This is a genomic window from Ruegeria sp. CDSB013, from assembly GCF_059611165.1.
Map to the genome: position 1 here is coordinate 317,781 of NZ_JBXWPA010000004.1, position 25,639 is coordinate 343,419.

11 protein-coding genes are annotated in these 25,639 nt (G+C 58.4%); 5 read left to right on the forward strand and 6 right to left on the reverse strand.

Annotation, left to right across the window (positions count from 1 at the left end; translation table 11 throughout):
• Positions 1-10: 10 nt before the first annotated feature.
• Positions 11-13,252, reverse strand: coding sequence for a hypothetical protein (locus tag AC2FJF_RS09755; RefSeq protein WP_496725036.1), 13,242 nt, complete (start codon positions 13,250-13,252; stop codon positions 11-13).
• 731 nt (positions 13,253-13,983) lie between these two features.
• On the opposite strand from AC2FJF_RS09755, the gene AC2FJF_RS09760 reads away from it, so the two are divergent.
• On the forward strand, positions 13,984-14,106 hold the full coding sequence (locus AC2FJF_RS09760; RefSeq protein ID WP_496725038.1) for a hypothetical protein: 123 nt from the start codon (positions 13,984-13,986) through the stop codon (positions 14,104-14,106).
• 559 nt (positions 14,107-14,665) lie between these two features.
• Here the strand turns inward: AC2FJF_RS09760 and AC2FJF_RS09765 are convergent.
• The 3 genes from AC2FJF_RS09765 to AC2FJF_RS09775 form a co-directional block, all read right to left on the reverse strand.
• Positions 14,666-15,364, reverse strand: a complete 699-nt coding sequence (locus AC2FJF_RS09765) for a response regulator transcription factor (RefSeq protein WP_496725040.1) — start codon at positions 15,362-15,364, stop codon at positions 14,666-14,668.
• Positions 15,364-17,229: a PAS-domain containing protein gene (locus tag AC2FJF_RS09770; protein WP_496725042.1), complete on the reverse strand. Its 1,866-nt coding sequence runs from the start codon at positions 17,227-17,229 to the stop codon at positions 15,364-15,366. The genes AC2FJF_RS09765 and AC2FJF_RS09770 overlap by 1 nt, the downstream gene beginning before the upstream one ends.
• Positions 17,230-17,359: 130 nt before the next feature.
• Positions 17,360-18,892 carry a sulfatase-like hydrolase/transferase gene (locus tag AC2FJF_RS09775; RefSeq protein ID WP_496725044.1) on the reverse strand — a complete coding sequence of 511 codons (1,533 nt, stop codon included), beginning with the start codon at positions 18,890-18,892 and terminating at the stop codon, positions 17,360-17,362.
• A 296-nt stretch (positions 18,893-19,188) separates the two neighbouring features.
• Here AC2FJF_RS09775 and AC2FJF_RS09780 point away from each other — a divergent pair, with 296 nt between their 5' ends.
• The 4 genes from AC2FJF_RS09780 to AC2FJF_RS09795 are packed head-to-tail and all read left to right on the forward strand — an operon-like array spanning position 19,189 to position 23,099.
• Positions 19,189-20,313, forward strand: coding sequence for an ABC transporter permease (locus tag AC2FJF_RS09780; protein WP_496725046.1), 1,125 nt, complete (start codon positions 19,189-19,191; stop codon positions 20,311-20,313).
• Position 20,314: 1 nt separating this feature from the next.
• Positions 20,315-21,130 carry an ABC transporter ATP-binding protein gene (locus AC2FJF_RS09785; protein WP_472725066.1) on the forward strand — a complete coding sequence of 272 codons (816 nt, stop codon included), beginning with the start codon at positions 20,315-20,317 and terminating at the stop codon, positions 21,128-21,130.
• Positions 21,131-21,135: 5 nt separating this feature from the next.
• Complete coding sequence (locus AC2FJF_RS09790) at positions 21,136-22,452, forward strand: MlaD family protein (RefSeq protein WP_496725048.1); 1,317 nt, start codon at positions 21,136-21,138, stop codon at positions 22,450-22,452.
• Positions 22,449-23,099 carry an ABC-type transport auxiliary lipoprotein family protein gene (locus AC2FJF_RS09795; RefSeq protein WP_109310978.1) on the forward strand — a complete coding sequence of 217 codons (651 nt, stop codon included), beginning with the start codon at positions 22,449-22,451 and terminating at the stop codon, positions 23,097-23,099. The genes AC2FJF_RS09790 and AC2FJF_RS09795 overlap by 4 nt, the downstream gene beginning before the upstream one ends.
• A 43-nt stretch (positions 23,100-23,142) precedes the next feature.
• Here AC2FJF_RS09795 and AC2FJF_RS09800 read toward each other — a convergent pair whose 3' ends face one another.
• Positions 23,143-25,038, reverse strand: a complete 1,896-nt coding sequence (locus tag AC2FJF_RS09800; RefSeq protein ID WP_496725224.1) for a vWA domain-containing protein — start codon at positions 25,036-25,038, stop codon at positions 23,143-23,145.
• Between the two features lie 29 nt (positions 25,039-25,067).
• Positions 25,068-25,607 (reverse strand): RNA polymerase sigma factor, encoded by a 540-nt coding sequence (locus tag AC2FJF_RS09805; RefSeq protein ID WP_496725226.1) that lies wholly within the window; start codon positions 25,605-25,607, stop codon positions 25,068-25,070.
• Positions 25,608-25,639 lie beyond the last annotated feature (32 nt).

Here is a 25,639-nt window from a genome sequence, read left to right on the forward strand (position 1 = left end):
CCCTCATTGCTCAAAATTGTAGCCCAAGGCCCAGACCAACCTGGAGAGCCTTGGTTGAGTCCCCGAACATATGGTCCAGGCTCAGATTGATAAAGCTGCTGTCATCCAACGCATACAGCCCCAATCGCGCCGAAACCAGCCCATGGGCGTCTCCGATAAAGCTGGTATTCGTAAACCCACCATCAGCTGCGCTTGCGCCTGCAAAACCGGCGCTTACTGATACCGTGTCGTTCGACGAGATGATGGCGCCGGCACGGAAGCTTACGCGTAGCTTTTGAGAGGCGCTGAGAATCTGTTCCGTCCCGATCTCAAGCGATGGGGTCAGGGAGTAGATCATCTCGCTATCATCCTGCAGGACAATCCCCGAAAGAGTTGCATCACCGTTGCTTTCTGTCGCCAGACGGGTGGCGTCAACAGCGATCTCGGGTCGCAGATAGGAACTGCCACCGGCAAATCTGTGATCATAGGCAAAACTCAACCGCAGGTTCTGCTGGTTCATCTTGTGCTTGATCGAACTGACGCCAACGGTGTTAACCACGTTTCCGTTGGGCAGCACACCACTGATCCCACCGGACCGGTCGGAGTCATAGTCTGACCAACCGGCTGACAGCATGGCCGCGAACTCCCACGGGCCGGTGTATTTGGTCAGCGAAGCACCCAGATTGAACCGGTCACCGGTCGCATTGTACTGCGATCCGTTCCGAAGGCTTATTTGGTCGTGACCCAACGCGAAACCGGCATAGAGCTCATCCCCAACCGGCAAACGGACACCGGCAGACAGGTTGGTATTGTTGATGTCCAACTCATCGTAGATACCAGTCTGCTCGCGGTCGTAGAAAGACCTTCCTCCGGAGAACCAGACACAATTGCGTGGATCGTCTCCGGCTTGGTAATCGGTAAACCGCTCGCAATTGTGCAGTGCGTCTGCGAATACCCGTGTACCGTAGTAGGCATCAACTGCATCCGCTGCGTAGTCAGCCACAGTGAATGCACCGATTGCCGCGATGACGTCAGCTTCGGAGGTCATGTTCCCGATCAGGGCGAACAACTCACCTTGCGCAGCAGAACCCTGCCCGTTCAGCACCTGGTTGATGTAGTCACCAACGGCCGCCTCGTTCGCGTTCATGTTCGCGGTCGAATAGTCCGGAGTTATCACCAGATCAATCGAACTGCCGTCCGATGTCGAGCCGTTCAAGCCAATCGAGTAATCCAACACTACTGTGTCCTGAATCGTCGTACCCGCATCCGCAGCTGTCCCACTCGGGTTGACGATGACTAGAGGTAACGCCCGTTGAAGCGTATTGAGCTGTGGTGTCAGTGTGCCGCCTATAGTGGCATTGCCGCTGACATTAACCAGATCGCTATTGCCACCCGATGCACCCGTGGTGAGGTAATATACGTCGAAGGTCGAGGATGCCGTCGCACCAAAGGCTAGGCTTCCCGTCAGGTTCGTGGTCTGGCTGACGTTACCGGTAAAGACAAAGTCACCCGACTTAACAGTCGGCGTCATGTCCGTATTCAGACCCCAGTTCGCCCCCAAAACAAAGTCGCCATTCACTTGCATCAACCCAGAAGCGCCCAGATTGATCGTGTCCAGCGCATAAAAGGCGCCCTGTTCCTCGACGGTCAGACCGTTGGTACCCGCGCCAAGGTCCAGATTGCCCAGTGCCTTACCCGCCAACGAAATCTGTTCATTGCCGTTTCCGCCGTTCACCAACTGGTTATTCCCGGCGAGAAGCACTGTGTCCTTGGACAAAGTCAGCGCGTTGTTCGCGCCGCCGTCCACAACGATTGATGCAATTGCGTCTGCTTGCCCGGTCCCGCCCATGACGACGCCATCGAAGCCAAGCGTGATTGCACCCGCTCCGTCACGCCCTTCGGATTGGGCCAGAACGCCGATGCCGCCTTCGCCCACGGACAGGATATTGCCATTCAGCGCCATGTCGATGGTGCCACCGGCCCCAGCACCACCCGCAGATCCACGGAAAGCCGAATCCACCATGCCACCACCACCGCCCAGTGACTGCGCCACAACACCAATCGCGTTTTCACCGGTGGTGACGATATTACCGTTTTGGGTGAACGTAATGTCGCCACCGTCACCACCATTAGCAGGCGAGAGATTCACTGTGATTTGGCTTGCATCCAAATCTGTAGAGACCAGACCGCCGCCGCCGCCTATGCTTTGGATTACGAAACCATGCGACCCAGAGCCGCTGGTGGTGATGCCCCCGATATTGGTAAGACCAACAGTTCCGCCGTCACCGGTTGAATCGTCTTGTGCACCCAAAGTTACATCCAAACGTCCTAGTCCAGCAACAACGACCTCACCGCCACCCGCACCAATGCTTTGAACACTCTGACCAAATGACCGATCACCCGTAGTGGTAATGTCTCCGTCCAGAGAGAGGTCGATATCACCGCCGTCATTGCGGAAACTTGGGTCGGAACCCAGGATCACCGAAGCAGCTTTGTTTGTATTCGCGGTGCCAGCGCTGTTCAGCACAAGCTTACCACCGCCGCCTCCGATAGACTGCGCTGCACCCGCCGAGGAAAATGCGCCGTCTGTGCCCACATCTCCGGTCCGGCTGCCGGTCACGTCGCCGCCACTGGCGTCATCCGTGTTAATCGCACCCAGACGTGCGGTGATGTCGATACCGTCACCGTCCTGAACATTGACGTTGTTCGCTGATATACCACCACCACCGCCAACGCTCTGCAGCATCAAGCCGGTCGAGCGATCGCTTGTCGTCGCGATATTGCCGGTATGTGATTGCGCAACCTGACTGCCAGCCATGTCTGAAACTTCATCGCCACCCAAAGAGATGTCGCTGATATAGGAAGTGCCGGTTCCTCCAGCACTGGCAGTTTCGGTGGTGAAATCGACTGATGTTTCGGAATTACCACCACCGCCATTTACGGACTGAGCGAAAATAGCCTCGCTACTTGTCCCATTCACAAGAATGTCCCCGGTCGAATTGACGGTAACGGTTCCAACCGACCCAGTGGCACCCTCGCGCGCACCAAGCAGTTGCGACACCGTGTAATCCAACGCAGAGACCAGCGGGGATGACACTGAATATCCGGCGTTTCCGCCGCCGCCACCAACAGATTGCGCAAAGATGCCAAACCCGTTTTCTGCATTCACGACAATCGCGCCTGTATGGTTGACCGTGACGTCTCCACCATCTGCGCCATCCCCGCCCGAACCGCCAATGGCGATCTTCGAGTAGGACTTGCCTGTCATGGTGTTTTTGAGGTCATTTACATCCATCGCAACAGCCAGCCCGCCATTGCCGCCACCGCCGCCAACGGATTGCGCCATGATGCCGTATGCACCCGCACCATCAACCCGGATGTCACCGCTGTTTGTTACGACCACGTTGCCGGCGATGTTGCCGCTGCCACCTGAACCGCCAATATTCAACTGCGCGGTCGGAGAACTGCTGTCGCCCGTCTTCAGTCGCAGCGTCCCAGTGATCGAACTGCCACCATTGCCACCACCACCACCGATGGATTGGGCGAAAATACCATGCGCACCTTCACCAGTTGTCACGATCGTCCCTGCATTGGTCACCAAGACGTTGCCGCCCGTGCCCCCAGTACCACCCGATCCGCCAAGACCGAATTGTAGTGCTCGCCGCGTGCTGGCCTCTGCCCCGCCATAGCGCCCGTCGACCGAGATCGTAGAGCCACCATTGCCGCCGCCGCCACCGATGGACTGCGCAAGGATGCCATGGCTCTCCTTACCGGTGGTGCGGATAGTGGCATCAGCTTCATTGACGACAGTTACCGTGCTGCCAGACCCGCCAGTGCCACCCGTGCCACCAATCAGAATTGCATTTGTCGTTGCCCCGTCCGAGGACCGGCCCAGAATGATGTTGCGCACCTGTTGCGCATCGCCACCCCCGCCGCCGACGGACTGCGCGTAGATACCAATGGACTTGTCACCCGTCGTCTGGATTAGGTCCCGATTTGTGATGGAAACCGCTGCAGACATTGCCCCGGTTCCGCCATTTCCACCAATGGACAGAGTCGCTGTGTTCCCGATGTCCTTGCGCAGGCTGATGATCCGATTTTCAACCAGACCACCCATACCGCCACCGCCGCCAACGGACTGAGCGAAGATGCCATGAGCCATCGTGCCCTCGGTCGTGATGATCCCATCGCTGACGACAGTCACGGTATCCGAAGTCATGCCGTCGCCGCCTGTGCCACCGATGTTAACCGAAATAGTCGTGCCGACCGTCGACGGATTGACCACGGCTTTGATGGTGTCGAGGTTCGATTGACCCGCCTGAACCATGCCGCCGGTGCCACCCGCACCACCGATGGATTGCGCCATCAAACCAACTGAACGATCGCCGAAGGTCGCAATTCGTGCAGTGTTGGACACGTCGACTTTGCCGCCTACGCCACCTGTGCCGCCCGTGCCGCCAATGGAAAGCGCAACAGACGTACCCTTACCGGCTGAATTGCTGGCCTTGCCACCATTGCCACCGCCACCACCGACGGACTGGGCAAACACGGCGTGAGCATCCGTCCCCTCTGTGACGACTGTTCCTGCGGCAACCGCCGTCACATCGCCCGCTTCGCCACCAGTGCCTCCTTCAAGCCCGACTGACAAGCTGGCTTTGTTGCCCTTGCTGTCGCCGGTCTTGGGCGTACCTATGCTGACTGATGTCGAGGACGAATTGCCGCCGCCGTTGCCGATGGACTGAGCGAAGAAGCCATATGAGCGGTTACCGGCGGTGCGAACGATGCCATTCGAGCTTGCATAGACATCGCCGCCGCTTCCTCCGGTGCCACCGGTCCGACCGATTTGAATGTTCACGTTGCCGCCATCTACGGATGTCGAGGCAGAGTTGTAGCCCGCATTGCCGCCGCCGCCTCCAACAGATTGAGCGAACAGACCATGAGAGTCTGCGCCGCTGGTCGTGATGTCCCCGGTATTGCGAACATCAACCGAACCGCCGATACCACCCTCACCCGTACCGCCACCGATTGCTAAGCCAAAGCCCTTGTTGGTCGCGTCTGAGGCCAGTTCGTACGTCATACCAAGGTTCAAAGCCGCGTTGCCGCCGCCTCCACCAATGGATTGACCAAAGACCCCGTGGCTGCCGTCCTGCAGCGTAACGATGTCACCATAGTGATCGATATCCACGGTGCCGCCGTCCCCGGCCGTTCCAGCATCACCGCCTATGGCGATAACAGCCGACACGCCGGTTTTATTGCCGGAGGAGTCGGCAGGGTTCACCTTGCCCTCCAACTCATCGAGAACGGCGTTGTAGTTGGCAATTACCGAGTCATCGACGCCCGTGTTGGTGGGCGTTTTCCGGTCAGTTGAATCGCCGGTTCCGCCATTGCTCTTGCTTCCGGTGGTTTTACTGATGCCCACAACCGCGTTGATACCGGCATCACCGCCGCCGCCGCCAATGCTTGAGGCTTCGATCCCGTGCGAACCGGCACCGTCAGTCGTGATGGTACCCGCAGCCGCAGCCGCGGATCCACGCGCAACCGTGACATCGCCTGCATCGCCGCCGCCACCGCCAAAGCCGCCGATACCCATAGCAATTGGCGAGCTGTCTTTCGTGCCGACGAAGGTCGCATTAATCCCACCGGTGCCGCCGCCGCCGCCTATGCTTTGGGCAAAGATACCGCGCGCGTGATAGCCATTTGTCGAAATATTTCCAGATTGCGTAACTGAAACACCACCAGCATCAGCGCCGGTACCACCGTGGCCACCCAGACCGCCCACAATGCTCAGATCGGTTTTACCGTCGGAGTTGTTAGAGTCGCCATAGTTCAGCTGCCCGGTCACGTTCAACGCGCCGTTACCACCACCGCCGGCGATGGACTGCGCCAAAACACCGTGCTTCCAGTTACCTGCCACCGAAACGGTGCCGGTATGACCCACGGTCACATCACCCGAAACATTGCCGTCGCCGCCAAAGCCGCCGACGCCAAAGGTAACCGAAGGGATCTTGCCATCTTTGCTCAGCGCAATACCGCCCGAAACGTTCAGACCGCCGTTACCACCCCCGCCGCCAATGGACTGTGCCATCAAACCAGCTGAGCCATCCGTATCCGGTTTTTCTTCGTTGAAGACACCCATATCGATGAACAAACGTTCGAGCCCGAAGGACGAGGCCAGCTCTTCGGTGTCGTCGACAATCGTGTCGCCGAGGAAATCGCGCAGCTTGTCTTCAAATGTTGTCGTATCGGGAATAGAGATATCGTCCGGGTTGGTTGTGACTGTGATGTCAGCCTGCGACGTGAGCGTGACGTCTCCTGCCTTGCCGCCGTCACCGGCGAAACCCCCAACACCAACAATCAACGAGCTGTCGGATACGATACCACCCGACACATTCAGGCCGCCATTGCCGCCACCGCCGCCAAGGGATTGGGCCAACAGACCGGATTGGCCGGTTCCGTGCGCCCTGATCGTGCTGCCTGCGCCGATATTCACATCGACATTCCCGGCATCACCGCCGCCGCCGCCGAACCCACCGACGCCCACGACCACCGCATAGGACTTACTGCTGTCCGTTTGGCCCGCACCTGGCTTGCCGCTGATCGCGATACCGCCGGAGACATTGGTGCCGCCATTGCCACCGCCACCGCCCAGCGATTGCGCGATAATACCGCTGGCGCCTTTGCTTTGGTCGACGGCAAATGTGCCGTCGGGTTGCCTGACCATCGGAACGGCCTGAACATTGCCGGTGTAGTCCAGATCAACATTGCTGGCATCGCCACCCGATCCGCCAAAGCCGCCAACACCAGCCGCGACCGAAAAGATTGTGTCCGACCCCGAGGGCTTTGTCAGCGCCAGAGAGCCCGAGATATTCACGCCTCCTGTGCCGCCGCCACCACCGAGGCTCTGGGCGAACACACCATGCGACCCGTCACCCGCCGTGACAACATCGCTCTCCACATCCAGAGTTACTGCCCCGGCATCACCGCCGCCGCCGCCAAAGCCACCAAGCCCCAAAGCAACCGCCGCACCGGATTTACCTGTCAGGTTGACGGCACCCGAGACGTTCAGGCCGCCATTGCCGCCGCCGCCGCCAACGGATTGCGCCATGACACCGATGCTGTCCGCCCCTATTGTGACCACCGAGGTTGTGCCGCTGCTATCTGTGCTGGACCGCAGGGTGCTGATCACGTCACCCGCGTTACCGGCCCCGCCCCCGAAGCCACCCACGCCCAGACTGACCGAGCCGCCATTTTCCTGACTAATGCCCAACGAGGCCGAGATATTCGTGCCGCCATTGCCGCCACCGCCACCGACGCTCTGTGTCAGAATACCTGTACTGCGATCGCCGACGGTGCCAACACCGCCCGTAACAGTCGACTGAACCAGGGCACCAGCATTTGCGCCGCCGCCACCAAAGCCGCCTACGCCGATACCCACGGCTGCATTGGCCGACCGAGACAGGGACAACGCGGCCGAAATGTTGGTGCCACCATTGCCGCCGCCGCCACCAAGGCTTTGTGTCAGAATCCCGACCGAGTCGTCTCCTGTTGTTACAACACTGCCGGTGACTTGTTGCGTGACATTGTTTGCATTACCACCGTCACCTCCAAAGCCACCAACACCAATCCCGAGACCACCTGAATAGTTGCTGGCCACCGAAATCGCGCCGGAAATATTCGTGGCACCGTTGCCGCCGCCGCCGCCGAGGCTTTGGGCAATAATACCAGCCGAGCGTGTGCCCGAAGTGCTGACATTGCCCGAGAACGTATTGTCGACGGCCCCACTGGTACCGCCGCTACCGCCAAAGCCGCCCACTCCGATTCCTGCAGCACCGGACCCCGTGCGCGCAATGCTGAGCGCACCCGAGATGTTGACGCCGCCATTGCCACCGCCTCCGCCAACAGACTGAACCAGAACGCCGGTTGCGTTTTCACCGCTGGTGGTAACGTCGCCGGTAACCGAACCAGTGGCCGCACTTGCATTACCGCCGTCACCGCCGGATCCACCGATGCCAACGCCAATAGCACCGCCGCCGGTGCCCGAAATATTCACGGCCGCAGAGACATTCAGCCCTCCGTTACCACCGCCGCCCGCGGCGGACTGGACCAAAACACCGCCCGAATTGTCGCCGGCCGTTGTGACATCACCCACAACCGTTCCGTCGGCCGTACTGGCATCACCGCCATTACCCCCGCTGCCGCCAAGCCCGACAGACGCACCACCGCTGCCGGTTCCCGCAACCGTGACTGTGGCAGAGACGTTCATGCCGCCGTTGCCGCCGCCGCCGCCAAGGCTTTGAACTATGAAACCGCCGGACTCGTCCCCTTGCGTCGAAACGTTGCCGTTCAAAGAGGCCTCAGCCGTTCCTCCGTCGCCGCCCGTTCCAGATGCGCCGCCCAGACCAACGGATGCGCCGCCCGATCCCGTACCTGCCGCGGCAACCGCGACTGAGATGTTCATTCCGCCATTACCACCTCCGCCGCCGACGGACTGCGCCAGCAAACCGGTCGAGGCTTCGCCCAACGTCACAAGGTTCCCGGTCACGTTTGCGGTTACCGCTGAGGCATCGCCGCCGCCGGTTCCCCGACCACCAAGCCCAACGGCTGCTGCGCCAGAACCTGTGCCCGCGCCGCCAACTGAAGCCGAGACATTGAAGCCGCCGTTACCGCCGCCGCCGCCGATGGATTGGGCAACAACCGCGCCGGATTGTGCGCCTTCCGTTTGCACACTGTTCGCAACGGTCAGACCAACGACACCGCCGGTGCCGCCGCTACCGCCAGACCCGCCCAGTCCGACACTGATCGCGCCTGCCCCGGTGCCCGCACCTGCCAAGGCAGGTGAAATGTTAAAGCCACCATTGCCGCCGCCGCCACCAACGGACTGTGCCAGAATACCAACCGAAGCATCTCCCTTGGTCACTACGTTAGCCGTTGTGCTCGCGGTTACCAGGCTGCCGTCGCCGCCGCCGCCGCCTGAACCTCCTAGCCCAACCGAAACTGAACCCGCTCCGACGCCTGCACCTGACAGGGTTGGCGAGACGTTAAAGCCGCCGTTACCGCCGCCACCGCCAAGGGACTGCGCCACAAAACCGCCAGAGGCAAAGCCGTCAGTCAGAATGGTACCGTTCGACGTCAGTGTCACGTTGCCGCCATTGCCGCCAGTGTCGCCTGACCCGCCGAGCCCGACGCTGACGGCTCCGCTACCAGTTCCTGCACCTGACAGAACCGGAGAAACATTGAACCCGCCATTGCCGCCGCCGCCGCCGATGGATTGCGCCACTACGCCCGAGGACTGATCACCACGGGTTTCGACCGAATTGTTCGAAGTTGCGATGACGGTGTTGCCATCTCCCCCGCCAGCACCATCGCCGCCAAGGCCAACCGAAACTCCGCCCCCGCCAACGCCAGATCCCTGGACCGAAGCACTGACGTTGAACCCGCCATTGCCGCCGCCGCCACCGATGGATTGGGCCAGAAACGCCGTCGCCGAGTCGCCCTGAGTCAGGATTGTCCCGCCGGAGGTCAGAGTGACCGCGCCGCCATCGCCGCCTCCAGCTCCGTCGCCGCCAAGCCCCACGCTAACTGCACCGGACCCGACACCGGCGCCTGCGCCTGTGCCCGAGACGTTGAAGCCGCCATTGCCGCCGCCGCCGCCAATGGACTGAGCGACTACGCCAGACGACCTGTCCCCAGCCGTTACGATTGCATCCGTGGTTGTCAGATTTACCGTGCCACCAGTTGCACCTGTGCCGCCGCTGCCGCCCAGCCCAACTGAAACGGCACCGCTGCCCACACCCGCGCCCGCGAGTGAGGCGCTGACATTAAAGCCTCCATTACCGCCGCCGCCGCCGACGGATTGCGCCAGAACCGCTGTTGAATCCGCACCAGTCGTGCTGACAGTTCCGGTAACCCGACCAGTCACTGATCGACCGATCCCACCGCCGGACGCGTCGCCGCCCAAGCCAACCGTAACCGCGCCGCCACCAGCGCCTGCACCGGCTACCCCGGCGGTTACGTTGAAACCGCCATTGCCGCCACCGCCGCCGATAGATTGGAATACGACACCGCTGGAATTGTCGGAAAGCGTGGTCACGTTGCCCACGACCTGTCCTTCAACAATGCCGCCATTGCCGCCTGTTGCACCGCCGCCGCCAAGTCCGACACCAATCGAACCAGCGCCTGCGCCACCAGCGGCCACACCGGCCGTCACGTTGAAACCGCCGTTACCACCGCCACCGCCGATGGACTGGATCACAACACCGGTCGAGCGCAGTCCCTCGGTGCGGACATCACCATTGACAAGAACACCGGTCACGCTGCCGCCGATACCGCCGCTGCCGCCTTCGCCGCCAAGCCCGACACCAACGGTTCCTGCACCGGCTCCGCCTGCGGCCAGACCCGCGGCGACACTGAAGCCGCCATTGCCGCCACCGCCGCCGATGGACTGAACTACAACAGCACCAGAGTCATCGCCCCGCGTTGTGACGTTTGCGTCAACCTGTGCGGTCACTGCGCCGCCGTCACCGCCACCGCCGGCTTTGCCGCCAAGGCCCACACTGACAGACCCAGCAGCCGCCCCGCCAATATCGGCGCTCGCGCCGACGCTGTAGCCGCCATTGCCGCCGCCGCCACCCACGGACTGTGCGACAACACCGCTGGAAAACGCTCCGCTGGTTTCGATGTTTGTCCCGCCTGCAATCAGGGTGACGTCGCCGCCGATCCCGGCACCGCCGCCATCTCCGCCAACACCCACGTTGATCCCAATTGCCGCCACGCCGCTTGCGCTGACACCGGCTGCAATGCTGCCACCGCCATTGCCGCCGCCGCCGCCAACGGACTGTGCGATCAAAGCACTCGAACTGGTTCCCGTCGTTGTGATGTCAGCCTTGGTATAGACCTGCACATCGCCGCCGTCGCCGCCACTGCCAGCCTCACCGCCGATACCAACCGAGACATTGCCGGAAAACAGCGCCGAGGCACCACCGGTTGCTGCCACAGCCAATCCGCCATTACCACCACCGCCGCCAACGGATTGAAAAAGCATACCGGTCGAGCGGTTCCCGGTTGTGACAACGGTGCCTTCAAACCCCGCAGCCGTCGGAGAGCCACTGCCGTCAAACTGGCCGACCGTGACCGTGCCGCCTTTGCCACCCGTGCTACCATCGCCGCCGACGCCAACCGCCAAAGAGCCCGAAACCGGACCGCCAGACACCGCAACAGACACCGCAAATCCACCATTGCCGCCTCCGCCGCCAACGGATTGCAGCATGACGCCAATTGCATCGTCGCCGCCGGTTTGCACAGATGCAGACCCGCTGCCGCTGATTGACACATCGCCGCCGTCGCCACCACTGCCGGCGGAGCCGCCGACCGAGACCGAAGCAGCGCCAAAGGCACCGACCGCTACTGAAACAGCGCCGCCGCCATTACCGCCACCGCCGCCGACGGATTGTGCGAACACACCAGTGGAGCGAGCGCCCGAGGTTTGAATTGCAGAAGGCTGGCTGCTGTCGGTGTTCGACAATGTGACGTTCACGTCGCCGCCTTTGCCTCCGGACCCGCCATCGCCGCCGATGGCGACGCCCACAAATGCGCCGACCGCTCCAGAAGAACCGCCATTGCCGCCACCGCCGCCGATGGACTGGGCCAGAATGCCCATCGCATCATCTCCGGTCGTGGTAATGATCCCGTCATTGACGATGGTCACAGTTGATCCAGCGCCACCGCCGCTGCCGTTTCCGCCAACGGATACCATTCCTGCGGACGAGCCACCGTCGCCGCCACCGCCGCCAATCGACTGAGCGATGATTCCGCGCGCGCCGTCGCCCCCGGTCTGGATTTGTCCGTAGTTACTGACGCTTACTGCAGCTCCTGTGCCTCCTCTTGACCCGGTGCCACCGATTGCGACCAACCCGTATGAGTTCGCACCCGTGCCACCACTGCCGCCAATAGATTGCGCCATGACCCCATCGGCACCTTTGCCTGAGGTCAGAATGCTGCCGCTGCCCTGAACCGTCACGCTAACGGCGCTGCCGCTGCCACCATTCGATCCGACCCCGCCCAGAGACAGCGAAACCAGGCCACCACCTGTTCCGCCAGACCCACCGCCGCCGCCAATGGACTGCGCCACAATCCCGCGCGAAAAGTCTCCCTGTGTCTCAATGGCGCCAGCATGGGAAACCGTGACCGTCCCGCCGTTACCGCCGTTGTCGGCACCGCCGATCAAGGACACCAATAGGTTGCCGCTGGTCCCTGCGGACCCACCCGAACCCCCAATCGACTGTGCATAAATCCCGTTCGCATAGTCGCCGGTTGTCAGAATGCTGCCGGTTGATGTGGTATTGACTGTCACAGCTCCGCCGCTTCCGCCATAGCCGCCGTCACCTGAAGATCCTACCAGGCCCCACTGCGCGCCGCCGTTGCCACCATTGTTCGAAACGCTCAGGGCATAGATACCATCGGCGGAATCTCCGGACGTCGAAATCTCACCTCTCTGCGTGACGGTCACATTGCCGCCATCCGCTGAATGCCCGCCAGTACCACCGCCGGGGGCGGCGAACCCGCTGCCGCCATTCCCAGCCTCGCCACTTCGACTGAATGCGAAAATGCCGTAATTGCCACTGCCCGAGGTTTGGATTGTGCTGCTGCTGGACTGTGTTGCGTTGACGGTGCCGCCCTTGCCGCCATCGCCGCCATCGCGTCCGTCCCAGAAGCTCAGGTAGGAGTCACCACCATTGCCACCATCGCCGCCGACGCTGCCGACCTGCCACCCTATGTTGCTGGTGGCGTTGACATCACTGCTAAGGGTCTTTGTTTGCGTCGGACCAGTTGCGCCATTGCCGCCTGAGCTAGGCGGTACAACCAACGCGCCGTCACGGCCATTGCTCCCATCCTGACCATAGACAACTTGGTTCACGCCGTTCGGTCCCGACACATCTTCAGGTGGTGTCACCGCACCTGGAGTCCCAGAGCTGTTGAAATTGCTATTGTACTGCGACAGCGTCAATTGAGTGGACAAACCGGCCGTACCGGATGCTCCGGAATTGCTAATTTGAGCCGTTGTTCCTGAAATGGATACAATTTCGAATGCTAGCGGAGGATTGTCGGAATTGTAGATTGTGTCCCCGGCATCTTTGACTAGGAAAACGTATCCATCTGCTGTCTCTACAAATGCTGTTGTTCCGGCTGTGGGCGTCGAGGCCGGGTCGACAATCAGTGCGCTGACAGTGGTATCCATACCTGTCACCGGGTTGGCCACCGTGTCGCCTACTTTCAAGTCTGCCGTGGGCGCTGCGAATAAAGGTGTTGAAATTAAAGTATAAAAAGAAACAGCCAGCAGCAAACTTGACTTCTTGGACACCCTTGCACCCCACATACGACTTAGTCACAACACATGGGGGCAAACCGCGTTCGCGCAGAACGGCAACCTACAATTCGAATTTCCCCATCACATATCGGAATAAAATAAACACAAGATTAAGGCGATAATTCGAATTAAATTCGCTCTGTTGGAGTTACTCCGCGCTCATTGCCAAAATGCAACATTGAGTCTCAAATCATTACTAAAAATTTATCGGAAGTGTTTTGCACGCAAAAACCCCTTTCTGACACAATTCACGACGGAGATTCACTCTAAGAAATCAGCAGGGCAACTCGGTCGGTGCCGTCACGCTGACCGTCGTTTAGTTGCACATGTTGGCAATTGTGCATTGATGACTTCGATGAATTTTTCGTTAGTCTGCTACTTGCGCTATCGATTGCCTCGTTTGGACAACACTCACACGGTGTGGCTCTCTTTTTTGCTTCAATTCGAGCCTGCGTGAAGTAGAAGAGATGATACTACGCGTAACCAGCGCGCCCTTGCGATGTCTTGAATAATGAAGTTGTTATGAATCCCTCCGAACGCAATTACCGGCTTTGGCGCGTGATCGATCTGGCTGGAGCGTTGCGCTGGCCTAAGGTGATATACAGCTTGAAACCCACACTCCGGACCTGACTCTCGGCCGGATGGGTAATGCCGATGCTACGGCACTGGAAAACTACGAGATTCTGGATGTTGGTCTGGAAGACGGACCATTGACCGAACTTCTGCGGTCCAGGGGATTGATCGTAGCGGGACGTGAGGAATAGGCAGGCGTTTTGCCCGCCTAGTCAGACGAGGACGCGACATGGCTATTGCCGATGGATGGCGCGCAAACCCAGATCAACAATTGGAGGCACGACTATTATGAAAACAGGTCATATTCTTCGCTCGGAAACTTGACGCTGAACGTAATCGTGGCCAACTAACCGAAACCCGAAAGGCCGCATGAATACCTGACCGGAAACCGGGAGAGGTCAAGGCCAACCGTGCACTAACTTTCAATTTGAACCGCTCAAGTGGCGCTGCTCCTTGCCAATTGAGCAAGCCGCAGAAACAGAGGGAGTCCGGGTGTGAACTGACTTTTTCATGCTATGTTGACGCCTCAATAAATTTGCACCCACCTACCGCGAACTCGCAGATAGGTTTCATCCAATCCCGTGGGTAAGTGGCAGCCTTTCAAGGAAATCACTCAGAAACCTGCTCGCGATTGATTAACATCAACAAGCACCAAGGCATGCGTTTACCTCTACCTCAGTCAAAAAACCGCGACACGACCGGAACAGCGCCCTGTCTTTTTGTGCGGCAAGTCGTCGTTTTGACCAGTGCTTACCATTCAACATCGCCCAAAAAAATATATCCGGCACCATAGATAGTTTTGATCAGGCGAGGGTTTTTGGGGTCTTCGCCCAGTTTGGTCCGCAACCTGGAAATTCTGACATCCATCGCACGATCAAAACTGTCGCCGGCAGCACCACCCAGAGCATCTTGCATCTGAGTGCGGCTGATCAATCGCTTGGGACTTTCCAGAAACAGCTTCAGAACTTCGCCCTCTGCATGGCTGAACGGAGTTTCGGCACCGGATCCGTCTTCTAGGATGTAGCGATCAAAGTAGGCCGTCCAGCCGTTGAAACGTGCCACGTCAGATTGTGCGGTCTGCGCCTTGGGGGATCGCAACCGCGCCCGAATGCGTGCCACAACTTCGGCCGGGTCGAACGGCTTGGTAATATAGTCATCCGCCCCCAGTTCCAGACCGGTGACGCGATCCTGTACCTGCGCACGACCAGAAATGATGATGACCGAAGCCCCCTGCTCCAATGCCAGCCGATGGACCAGTGCCAACCCATCCGTATCCGGCAGGGACAAATCAACCAGACATACGTCCGGCGTAACCCGTTTGAGCGACGCTTCGAATTCCCGCGCGCGCGCAAAACTCTGGGTGCGAAAGCCTGCTTCTTCAAGCGCGTCGGTCAGAATGCGCCGGATCTCGGGCTCATCATCGACGATGGTCACCAGCGGTTGGGTCATCAGGCAGCCTCGTCACGGATCAGGGCGGACAGTTGGGCCCGGGTAAAGGGTTTCCGCAGCACCGGCGCACGTTTCAGCGCCTCGCGATACAACGGATCGGAATAAGGCAAGGATGTCATAAGGATACGGGGCAAGGCGGGCTCCAGTTTTGCCAAAAGATCCAAACCCGTCTCCTGCCCTTCAAGGCGAATATCGGACAGCACCAAAGCAATGTCTTTGACATCTTTTGCCAGGGCGATGGCTTCGTCACAAGACGTCGCCTCAATCACTGCAAACCCGATGTCGACCAACATATCGCGGAATTGACTGCGCAGATCGTTGCTGTCTTCGACCAACAGAACCAACCCTTCCTGTACTGGCAGGGCTGCTCGGTACGGCAGTCGCAAAATGACCGATGCACCTGACGGAGTATTGCGCAAACTCAGGTCGCCGCCGGCCAGCTTGACGGTGTCGTAGACCATCGGCAGACCAAGACCCGACCCTTTGTCGCCTTTGGTTGTGAAAAACGGGTTCAACGCCTTTTCCAATGCATCTTTCGAAAACCCGGGGCCAGTGTCTGACACTGCGATTTCGGTCCATATCTCACCAATGGTATGGGCGCTGATTGTGATCTGGCCGGATTCTCCACAAGCATCCCGCGCGTTCAAAACCAGGTTCAGCAAGGCGTCCTGAACCATCCCGGGATCCAGCATCAGAGCTTTGTCCGGCAACGTATTAACCACCGACAAGCCGACCCCGCGCGGCAGGGATGGAGAGGCCAGAATGCGCAAATCCTCAAGCAATCCGCGCATGTCCGTCGCTTTGGGTTGAGGTGTCCGGTTACCCGTCATATCGGCGATGCGATTCAACAGTTGCCCACCCCTGCGCGCTGTCTGCTTGGTAGCGTCAATCAGCTCACGAGCATCTTCCGGCAAATCCATCTTTTCCAGCCTGGACTGCATGCCCAGAATAATGGTCAAAAGGTTCGAGAAATCATGCGCCAACCCGCTGGTCATTTGTGCGGCCATCGCGCGGCGACGGGTTTGTTGCAGCGCGACGCGCGCTTGCGTTTCCTCAGTGATGTCGACGGACATGATGTAAACACCACCTTCGCCATCAGGTGTGAAGGATACGCGAATGCGCCTGGAATCCTGATCTTCGGTAAATTCGAAAACAGAGGTTTCCCCGGCATAGGCCTTTTGCAGATGCGCCTGGACCCGTGTAAAAGCGGCAGAGCCCAAAGCCTTAGAAATATGCATACCCAAAATCTCGGACGGGCGACCTGGCATGACCGAGTTTAGCCGCCGGTTGGAGTAATCGTAGCAGCCTTTGGCGTCCAGATGTGCAATATGGGCCGGCATCATCTCGGTCGTCATACGGGTGCGCGCTTCGATCTCGGTCAATTGGCGTTTGGCTTCTTCCAAAGCCGAGTTTGTGGCCGCCAGTTTTCTGTTCGCTGCTGACAGCTCTTCAGCCCGGTCGAACAACTGACCAGAAAGCTCCTCGGAACGGGCGCGCAACAGCGCCTCAGCCTGTTTCGTATTGGTGATGTCTGTATAGACCGCCACCCATCCGCCTTTGGGCAAGGGGGCACCTTCAACCGAAATAACCTGACCATTGGCCCGAACGCGTTCGATGTAATGAGGTTCGAATGTCAGCGCCTGATTGACGCGCAGATCGACAGCCGCTTCGACATCATCGACATCGCCGTATTCGCCACTGGATGCGAGGTGGCGGATCGTGTCACTGAACAAAGCGCCGGGCTGTACGAGATGGTCCGGCAGATCAAACATCGTCTGAAACGGTCGATTGCTGACCACCAGCCGAAGCTGGCTGTCATAAATTGACAGGGCCTGGCCGATCAGATTCAGACCAGCCGTCGTCATGGACTTTATCTGTTGCTCGGTTATTTCCAAATCCATCCTCCCCGCGACACATGCGTAACACTGGATCTGTTACAGGTGTAGAGGGCAAGAGCGCGACAGGTTGGAAAAACGGGTCGCACATATTTTGCGATCAATACCTGGATTTGGTCTTGGGACCATCCGCCGTAATGGAATCCAGAGACAGTGTATGATCCATATTTTGCATCCGATGGCGCAACATTTTTCTGGATAGGCGCATCAAGACCGACAAATATTCGGGATCATTCGCCTTGTTCCGCAATTCTCCACCATCCTGGTGATCAAACAGCATGGGCGGAAGGTCTGCGGCGAACTCGACCAGAGTGAAACGCTCATCCCTCAGGATGCCCAGACATGAATCGCTATTACCCGTACCCAAAACCTGCTGCCAGATCGTAGGTTGCTCTGGTTCGGCAAAATCCAACTCGCTGAAGGAATAGCTGCGCCAATCGTCAGGGATTTGCCCTTGCATCAGCGGCAGCAACGATCGACCGTCCATGGAATTTGGGATCGGCTGGCCGATCCAATCCAAAATAGTCGGCGTTATGTCGATGGATTCCGTCGGTACCGAGATCACCGACCCGGCATGCGGTTGATTGTCCGGCATCCTGATCATCAACGGTGTTTTGTAGGCGGCGTCAAAGACAGCCATCTTGCCCCAGCTGTGTCGGTCGCCCAGCATCTCTCCGTGGTCCGCAGTAATGACAACCATCGTGTTGTCATATTGGCCACTATCCTTCAAGAATTGGACTACACGCCCGATGTGATGGTCAACCTCAGTCGCAAGGCCCAGATAAACGGCGCGCAGCGTTTGGATGTTTTCAAGCGTCGACTCAACCTCTTCAAAGCCCAAAACAAAGTCACCGGCGGACGTATTGTCAATTGTCGGGCCAATAAACGGATGCATCGCCCGTTCATCCATCGGATCAGAGAACCCTGCGGGCCGAGGCAGGGTCGCTGGGTCATACATATCGTTGTAGCGTGCCGGGGCGACCAATGGCGGGTGTGGTCGAATATAGGTCAGATGGGCAAACCAGTCTTGGCCAACATAAGGCGCCATGCTGTTCAAGAACACGTCCGTCAGAAAGGCTGTATCGCTGTCTTCAGCCCGGTACATCGCCGGGTCATTCAACCGGGGTTCACCCCCATCCGGTGCGACCGGCTTGTGAACATCCCAGTAATCCTCGAACGCATAGCCCTTTTGCATCAGATGTCCGCGCCAAGGATAGGATTCCTCCAACCGCATTTCGAGGACCTCGTGAAACCCAGCCATTGGGTGTTCATAGGATTTCAGGATCGGATCGTTGTGGTCATGTACCCTAGGATCGGCGGATGTATCCGTGTATCCAAACAGCATGGGCAGATAGCCGGCTTTGCGCATTTCGGTCGCGATGTTCGGGGTGTCATGCCGCAACGGGGTTCCATTGCGAACCGATCGGTGGTTCATCGCATATTGCCCGGTCAGGATTGACACACGCGATGGACCACAGGGGTTGGTCACCGAAAAATGCCGGTCAAACGTCACCGCCTCGTCCATGAATGCACGCAGGTTTGGCAGATCGACATGGGCCGCTAAAGCGCCGTTCAAACAGTCGGCGCGCAACTGATCTATGATGATGAACAAAACATTCTTAGCGTGCCGCATTTCGCTCTCCCTGATTCCACGTCAGTGGCGCCAGAGCGAACTCTGTCTTGGTTCGCAGAACCCCGCAACACCTGAGTCACGACCCATCGGATTTTCGCCCGGCGCGCCCATGCAACAGAAGCAACAGATTTATTTGAAATGATCTTGCGCCGATCGGCCCAGTTGAGCGCAAAACCAACCACAACCACGACCTTCGTGTCTGGAGATGTCACTTAGACGCTATTGAGCGCCAATAAATACAACACAGTTCGCAAAAATCCGTTGCAGGTCAATGTCCTTTGCCATCACATACGCTCATGACGCAGCCAGTGATACAGTCGGACCGTGACGCCAACGGCGTTTACCTGCGGGTTTCGGGTGATTTGGTGACTCAATCCCTGGACACGGTCGAAAAGGCGTTTGAAGAGTTTAGCGCTGACAGAGACGAACTAACAGTCGATCTTTCGAAGGTCGGAGCACTGGATACCGGTGGCGCATGGCTGATTGCCGATGTTGCACGGCGCGCAAAGGCAAGTGGCGCGACCGTACATTATGAAGGGTTAAAGCCCGCCCATTCCGCTCTTTTAGACACCGTGGCGGAAAACATTCCCGACGACCCCGGTGTGGCAACTGAAAAACGCAGTTTTACCGACTGGGTCGCAAGTGTCGGGGAACGCACCGCCCAGGCCGGAAAAGACATGCTATCCCTGCTGGGCTTCCTGGGTCTGACGCTGCATCGCCTTGTCCGTACAATTCTAATGCCGCGCCGTCTGCGCAAAGCGGCCTTGGTCTCGCAAATGGAAGAGACCGGACTCAAGGCCATCCCGATCGTTGCCCTTATGGGGTTCCTGATCGGCGTCGTACTGGCCTTTCAGGGCGCAACCCAGCTAAAGCAGTTCGGCGCCGAGATTTTCGTGGTCGAATTGATTTCGATCTCAGTTTTGCGTGAGCTCGGCATTTTGCTGACAGCGATAATCGTTGCGGGGCGTTCAGGATCGGCTTTTACCGCCTCGATTGGCTCGATGAAGGTTCAGGAAGAGATCGACGCAATGCGCACGTTGGGTTTGGACCCAATCGAGGTGTTGGTGATCCCGCGTGTTGTTGCCCTGTTGATCATGCTGCCGATCCTTGGTTTCATCGCCGACCTTGCCGCCCTTATCGGCGGCGGATTGATGAGTTGGATTGACCTGGGTGTTAGCCCGGGCATGTTCGTCACACGCCTGAAAGAGAACACCGGTATTTGGCAATTCGCCATTGGCATGATCAAGGCCCCCTTCTTTGCTTTGGTCATCGGCGTAATTGCTTGTTGGCAGGCCATGCAGGTCAAGGGGTCTGCCCAATCCGTCGGGCAACGAACCACGGCTTCGGTTGTGCAATCCATCTTTCTGGTGATCGCTTTGGATGCTTTGTTCTCGATCTTCTTTTCGGTGATGGAGGTCTGAGTTGGACGGTACGACGCTGGAACAAACTTCTAAATCCGACGCTCAACGCGAAGCGGTTATCCGCGTTCGCAATCTTACAAACCAGTTTGGGCCTCAAGTTGTACATCAGAATCTGAATCTGGATGTGTGGCGTGGTGAAGTTCTGGGGATCGTCGGCGGATCGGGAACTGGCAAATCGGTTCTGCTGCGCACGATTGTGGGCTTGAACAGACCCGCGGCGGGCAGCATCGAGGTGCTGGGTGTCGACGTATTGAATGGCCCAGAGCAGGAACGCCGCCGGATTGAGCGTCGCTGGGGCGTTGCCTTTCAGGATGGGGCATTGTTTTCCTCGCTGACGGTCTTGCAGAACGTGATGGCGCCACTGCGCGAACATACAGGGCTGAGCGAAAACCTGATGTGCGCGCTTGGTAACCTGAAGATCAGCCTTGTCGGTTTGCCGCAACTGAGTTGCGGGAAATTGCCTTCCGAATTGTCCGGCGGAATGCGCAAACGCGCCGCCCTTGCCCGCGCCTTGGCGTTGGACCCGGAAATTGTGTTTCTGGACGAGCCAACCGCGGGCCTCGACCCAATCGGCGCGGCTGCGTATGACGAGTTGATCGGCGAATTGCAGCATGCATTAGGCTTGACGGTCTTTATGGTCACGCATGACCTCGATAGTCTTTATGCCATTTGCGATAGGGTCGCAGTGCTCGCAGAAAAACGGGTTCTGGTTGAAGGTCCGATTGAAGAAATGACCAAAGTCGACCATCCTTGGGTTCAAGAGTATTTCACCGGCCCCCGGGCCCGCGCGGCGCAAGAGAAGGGTCAGGATAGGTAAAGGCTATGGAAACCCGGGCAAACTATATCCTGATCGGCGCGTTCACAATCGCGGGCATCCTTGGTGCCTTCGGGTTTTTCCTATGGCTCGCGAAATTCGAGGTGTCGCGCCAATACGCATATTACGACGTTCTGTTCGAAAACGTATCGGGCCTCTCCTCCGCAGGTGGCGTAAGCTTCAACGGCTTGCCCGTGGGTCAGGTGATTTCGTTGAACCTGGACGAGGACGATCCGTCAAAGGTGCGCGTTAAGCTTGAAGTAGATGCCGACATACCTGTCACCGAAGATACCATCGCGCAGCTACAATCTCTGGGTGTTACTGGCGTCAGTTATGTTGAGCTGACGGGCGGCAAAAGCGGCGAAAAGCCCTTGCCGGAAAACAGCGTAATCAAAAGCAAGCGCAGCGCGATTCAATCCTTGTTCGAAGGTGCCCCGAAAGTTCTGGATGAGGCGGTTACCCTGCTTGAGAGTCTGAACTCGGTCGTTGACGACAAGAACCGCCAATCCGTCAGCGAAATTTTGGACAATCTGGCTTCTGCATCCGGTAGACTGGACAAAACGCTGACAGATTTCGAAAGCTTGTCCACCGACCTCGGCGGCGCAGCCAAGCAACTGGGCAACTTTACAACGCGGCTTGATAAATTGGCCGACACAGCCGAAACCACCCTGACGACAGGGACAGACACACTCAAAAGCGTAAAAACTGCATCCGAGTCCGCGACAGAAACACTGAACAGCGCCAAGACCACAATTGATTCCGCCGATCGTATGATACAGGAGGACGTGAAACCCTTCATCGATCGCGCCTCGAAATTGGCAGAACGCCTGACCGGCCTGTCCGACGAAGGCAGCGTTGCTTTGGCGACCGCGACCGAGACCTTTGTGAATGCAAACAAAACACTGGGGTCGATCACGGCAGCGATGGATACAGCAAACACCACATTGGCTTCTGCGGAACGCGCTTTTGACTCGGCCAATGAGGTCATCAACAAAGACGTCGGCGCAGTCATGGACGATATCCGCAATGCGGCCAATCAAGTCGCCTCAACAGTGTCAAATGTCACAAGCAAGTTGGACGAAATTTCGGCCGATATCCTTAATGCATCGCGATCGGCGTCCGAGTTGCTGGGCACCATCGACGGCATCGTTCAGGACAACCGACGGCAATTGTCCGACTTCCTCCGCGTCGGCCTGCCGCAATTCACACGTTTCGTAGAAGAGTCGCAACGATTGGTAATCAGCCTGGATCGGCTGGTGGACAAGGTCGAACGTGACCCGGCACGCTTCTTACTGGGAACCCAAGCTTCGGAGTTTCGCCAATGATCAGGCTGTTTCTTTTGGTTCTGGCGTTGGGGTCGCTGGGCGCGTGCACCGGGTTGGGCACGCTGAGGCAGGCATCCAAGCCAAACGACCTGTATCTTTTGACGCCGAAAAGCACCTTTTCGTCTTCTTTGCCGCGTGTGCAGAAACAAATCGTTGTACAGGAACCAACTGCAACGGCGGCGGTCAATACCGATCAGATCGCTATTCAGCCGACCCCATTGCAGGTGCAATACCTACCGCGTGCCAGATGGGTCGACCGTGCACCGCTTATCGTGCAGGCGTTACTGGTCGAAAGCTATGAAAACAGCGGCAAGGTGGCCGCTGTTGGTCGCTCAACCGTAGGCCTGCGCGCCGATTATGTCATCGTTCCGGACCTGCGCGAATTTCAGGGGTTCGTCGTCAGCGATGTTGAGGGGACAAAAACCATTCGCGTCGAAGTGCGCATGAACATTAAGATCATTGATGAATTCGAAGACAAGATCATCGCGTCCAGTTCATTTCGCGAAGTTGTTGCCTCTGCTAGCGATGCGACGCCTGACCTTGTGAAAGCCTTTGACGATGCTTTGGGCAGGACCATGCGCGACGCCGTAGAGTGGAGCGTGCGCCGGATCAATACACATGCGGCCAACAACCAAAGATCGTATTGACGGGACACGGGCGCTGCCCAACGCAGCGCCCCATTGCCCGCTGTTACCTTGACAACGTTTGCGCAAGCCGCATGAGCGTGGCGGCTTCGGCCCTGTACCCAAAGGGATCTTCACCGCGGGCTGCGTTTGCCAATCCGATCGCATCGTCGTAGGACCAGTTCCCCAGATATTCTGCACCGCGCAATAACTGCCCGAACCCGGCGATGGCATAGGAAAAGCGGACATCGTCTGAAACCTCGTCCTGCGCCGCCGCAATGGGCTGTTCGATCAACTGGCTCTGATCGGACCCCGGCGTTTTATAACGCAGTTTGAAAAACCCGATCTCATCCGAACCGTCACGTACCGCTTGGGCATTATAACGCAACGGATCGTTCAGGATCGCGTCTGAACCAACAGGCGTGACCTCGAAAATCGCCGTAACCGAGTGGCCTGCGCCGATATCGCCGGCGTCCACTTTGTCATTGGTGAAATCTTCCCGACGCAACGCGCGCGTCTCGTATCCTATCAGGCGATACTCAGCGATTTGTGACGGGTTGAATTCGACCTGAATTTTTACGTCGTTTGCGATTGGGAACAATGCGCCGGTCAACTGGTCCACCAGGACTTTTTGCGCCTCGCTCAGCGTGTCGATATACGCGGCCTGTCCGTTTCCGTTCTGCGCAAGTGCCTGCATCGTGGCATCGTCCAGATTTCCCCGGCCAAAACCCAAAACACTCAGAAACGTACCGCTGTCACGTTTATTTGCTATGAAGTCTTTCAGCGCATCAGGATCAGACAAGCCAACATTAAAGTCGCCATCCGTTGCCAGGATGACGCGCGTGACCTCGTCGTCGGCGCTCATGCTTTCGGCTACCTGATATGCCTGTTGCAACCCGGCCTGACCTGCGGTCGAACCGCCTGCCTCCAACTGGTCGAGCGCGCCGAGGATTTTGTCACGTTCCACGGCCGCGGTGGGTTCCAGAACCTGCCCCGCGCTTCCGGCATAGGTCACGATCGAGACCTCGTCCTCATCTCGCAACTCTGACAGCATCAAACGGAACGATTGTTTTAACAGAGGTAGTTTGTTGGCATCATGCATCGATCCCGAGGTATCGATCAGAAAGACCAGATTAAGCGGTGGTCGGTCCTCAATCTGCGGCAATGCCCCTTGGATACCGACGTGCACAAGCTGTGTACCCTCATTCCAAGGCGTCGGTGTTACTGTGATCGTCGGCCGGAACGGCGCGTCCCCTTCTGGTGCGGGGTACGAGTAAGGAAAATAATTTACCATCTCTTCGACACGGACGGCGTCCTTGGGTGGAAGCTGACCGCGCATAAGAGAGGACCGGACGATCGAATATGAGGCCGTATCAACGTCAATTGAAAAGGTGGAAACAGGCTCTTCACTGGTGACTTTCAGAGGATTGGCTTCAGCGTTTGAAAACACCTCGGTATCCGGGAGGGGCAGAATTCCCACCTCTGTTTCAACCATCATATGAGTGGCATCGCCCGAAGTGACGCCAAGTCGCGCAGTGTTTTTAGCAACCAAGCCCGAAACGCCTTGCTGAGGGGCGGCCGCTTTGGATCGCACGGGCGCGGCATACTCTTCAACTACGACCGGGGCCTCAACGACGAGATCTTCCAATGCGGCAGAATCTGCTTCGGGTGCGGGCGCAGGGCTTTCACTGCGCGATAGGGGCTGCACAACGATGTCGCGGGACTGCGGCACGAACATGATCAGCGCAACAGCGGCAATTGCGGTTGTGGCGGTCAGGGCGCCGCGATGGGACAAGGCATTCAACATGGATTTCGCTCCTTCTGTCATGCGGGCCATTGGGCCTCGCTTAACAGTCGGACGCACCGCAGCATGCGATCCTTGGCTGTGTGCAAATTTTTTCTGAGCCAATTTCAAGTTTTTCGCCCGCCGTTCGGCATCTGGTGCCGGCGTCGCGACATCCATCAAGGCTTTGAAGTCATCAAGATCATCGGTCATTGTGCCAATTCCTCTTGTCGCAGGGCGCGCAGACGTTTGCGAATGTCGGACATGCGCCAGGACACGGTGCCTTCGGACACGCCCAGAACTGCAGCAGCTTCGGCGTGAGTCATTTCATCCTCTAATGTCAGGGCCAGTGTGTCTTGCAAATCGAGTGGCAGAGACCGCATGGCGCGCTGCAACCAATCCATTGCTTGGGCCGTTTCGGTCGCCTCTGCCCGTCGCAATTGCTCCACATCACCCCACCCTGCGACGGCGCGGCTGTGACTTGCCTGGCGACGCCGAGCGTCCTCGGCCGCGTTGACGACGACGCGATAGAGCCAGGTCGTGAACTTGGCCTGCGCCCGGAAGCCCGCGATTTTGGTGGGCAGCGCCGCACAGATATCCTGTGTGAGATCCTCAGCCTGATCAGCCCGTCCGGTCAGACGAAAAGCCAGACGAAAGACCCGATCGTAATGGCGCTGCAACAGGGTCGCAAACGCATCAGCGTCCCCGTCCGCGGCGGCCCTGGCCAAGTCCTCATCCGATGTTTTCATACGCATCACACTGAGTATGACGGATCGAAAAC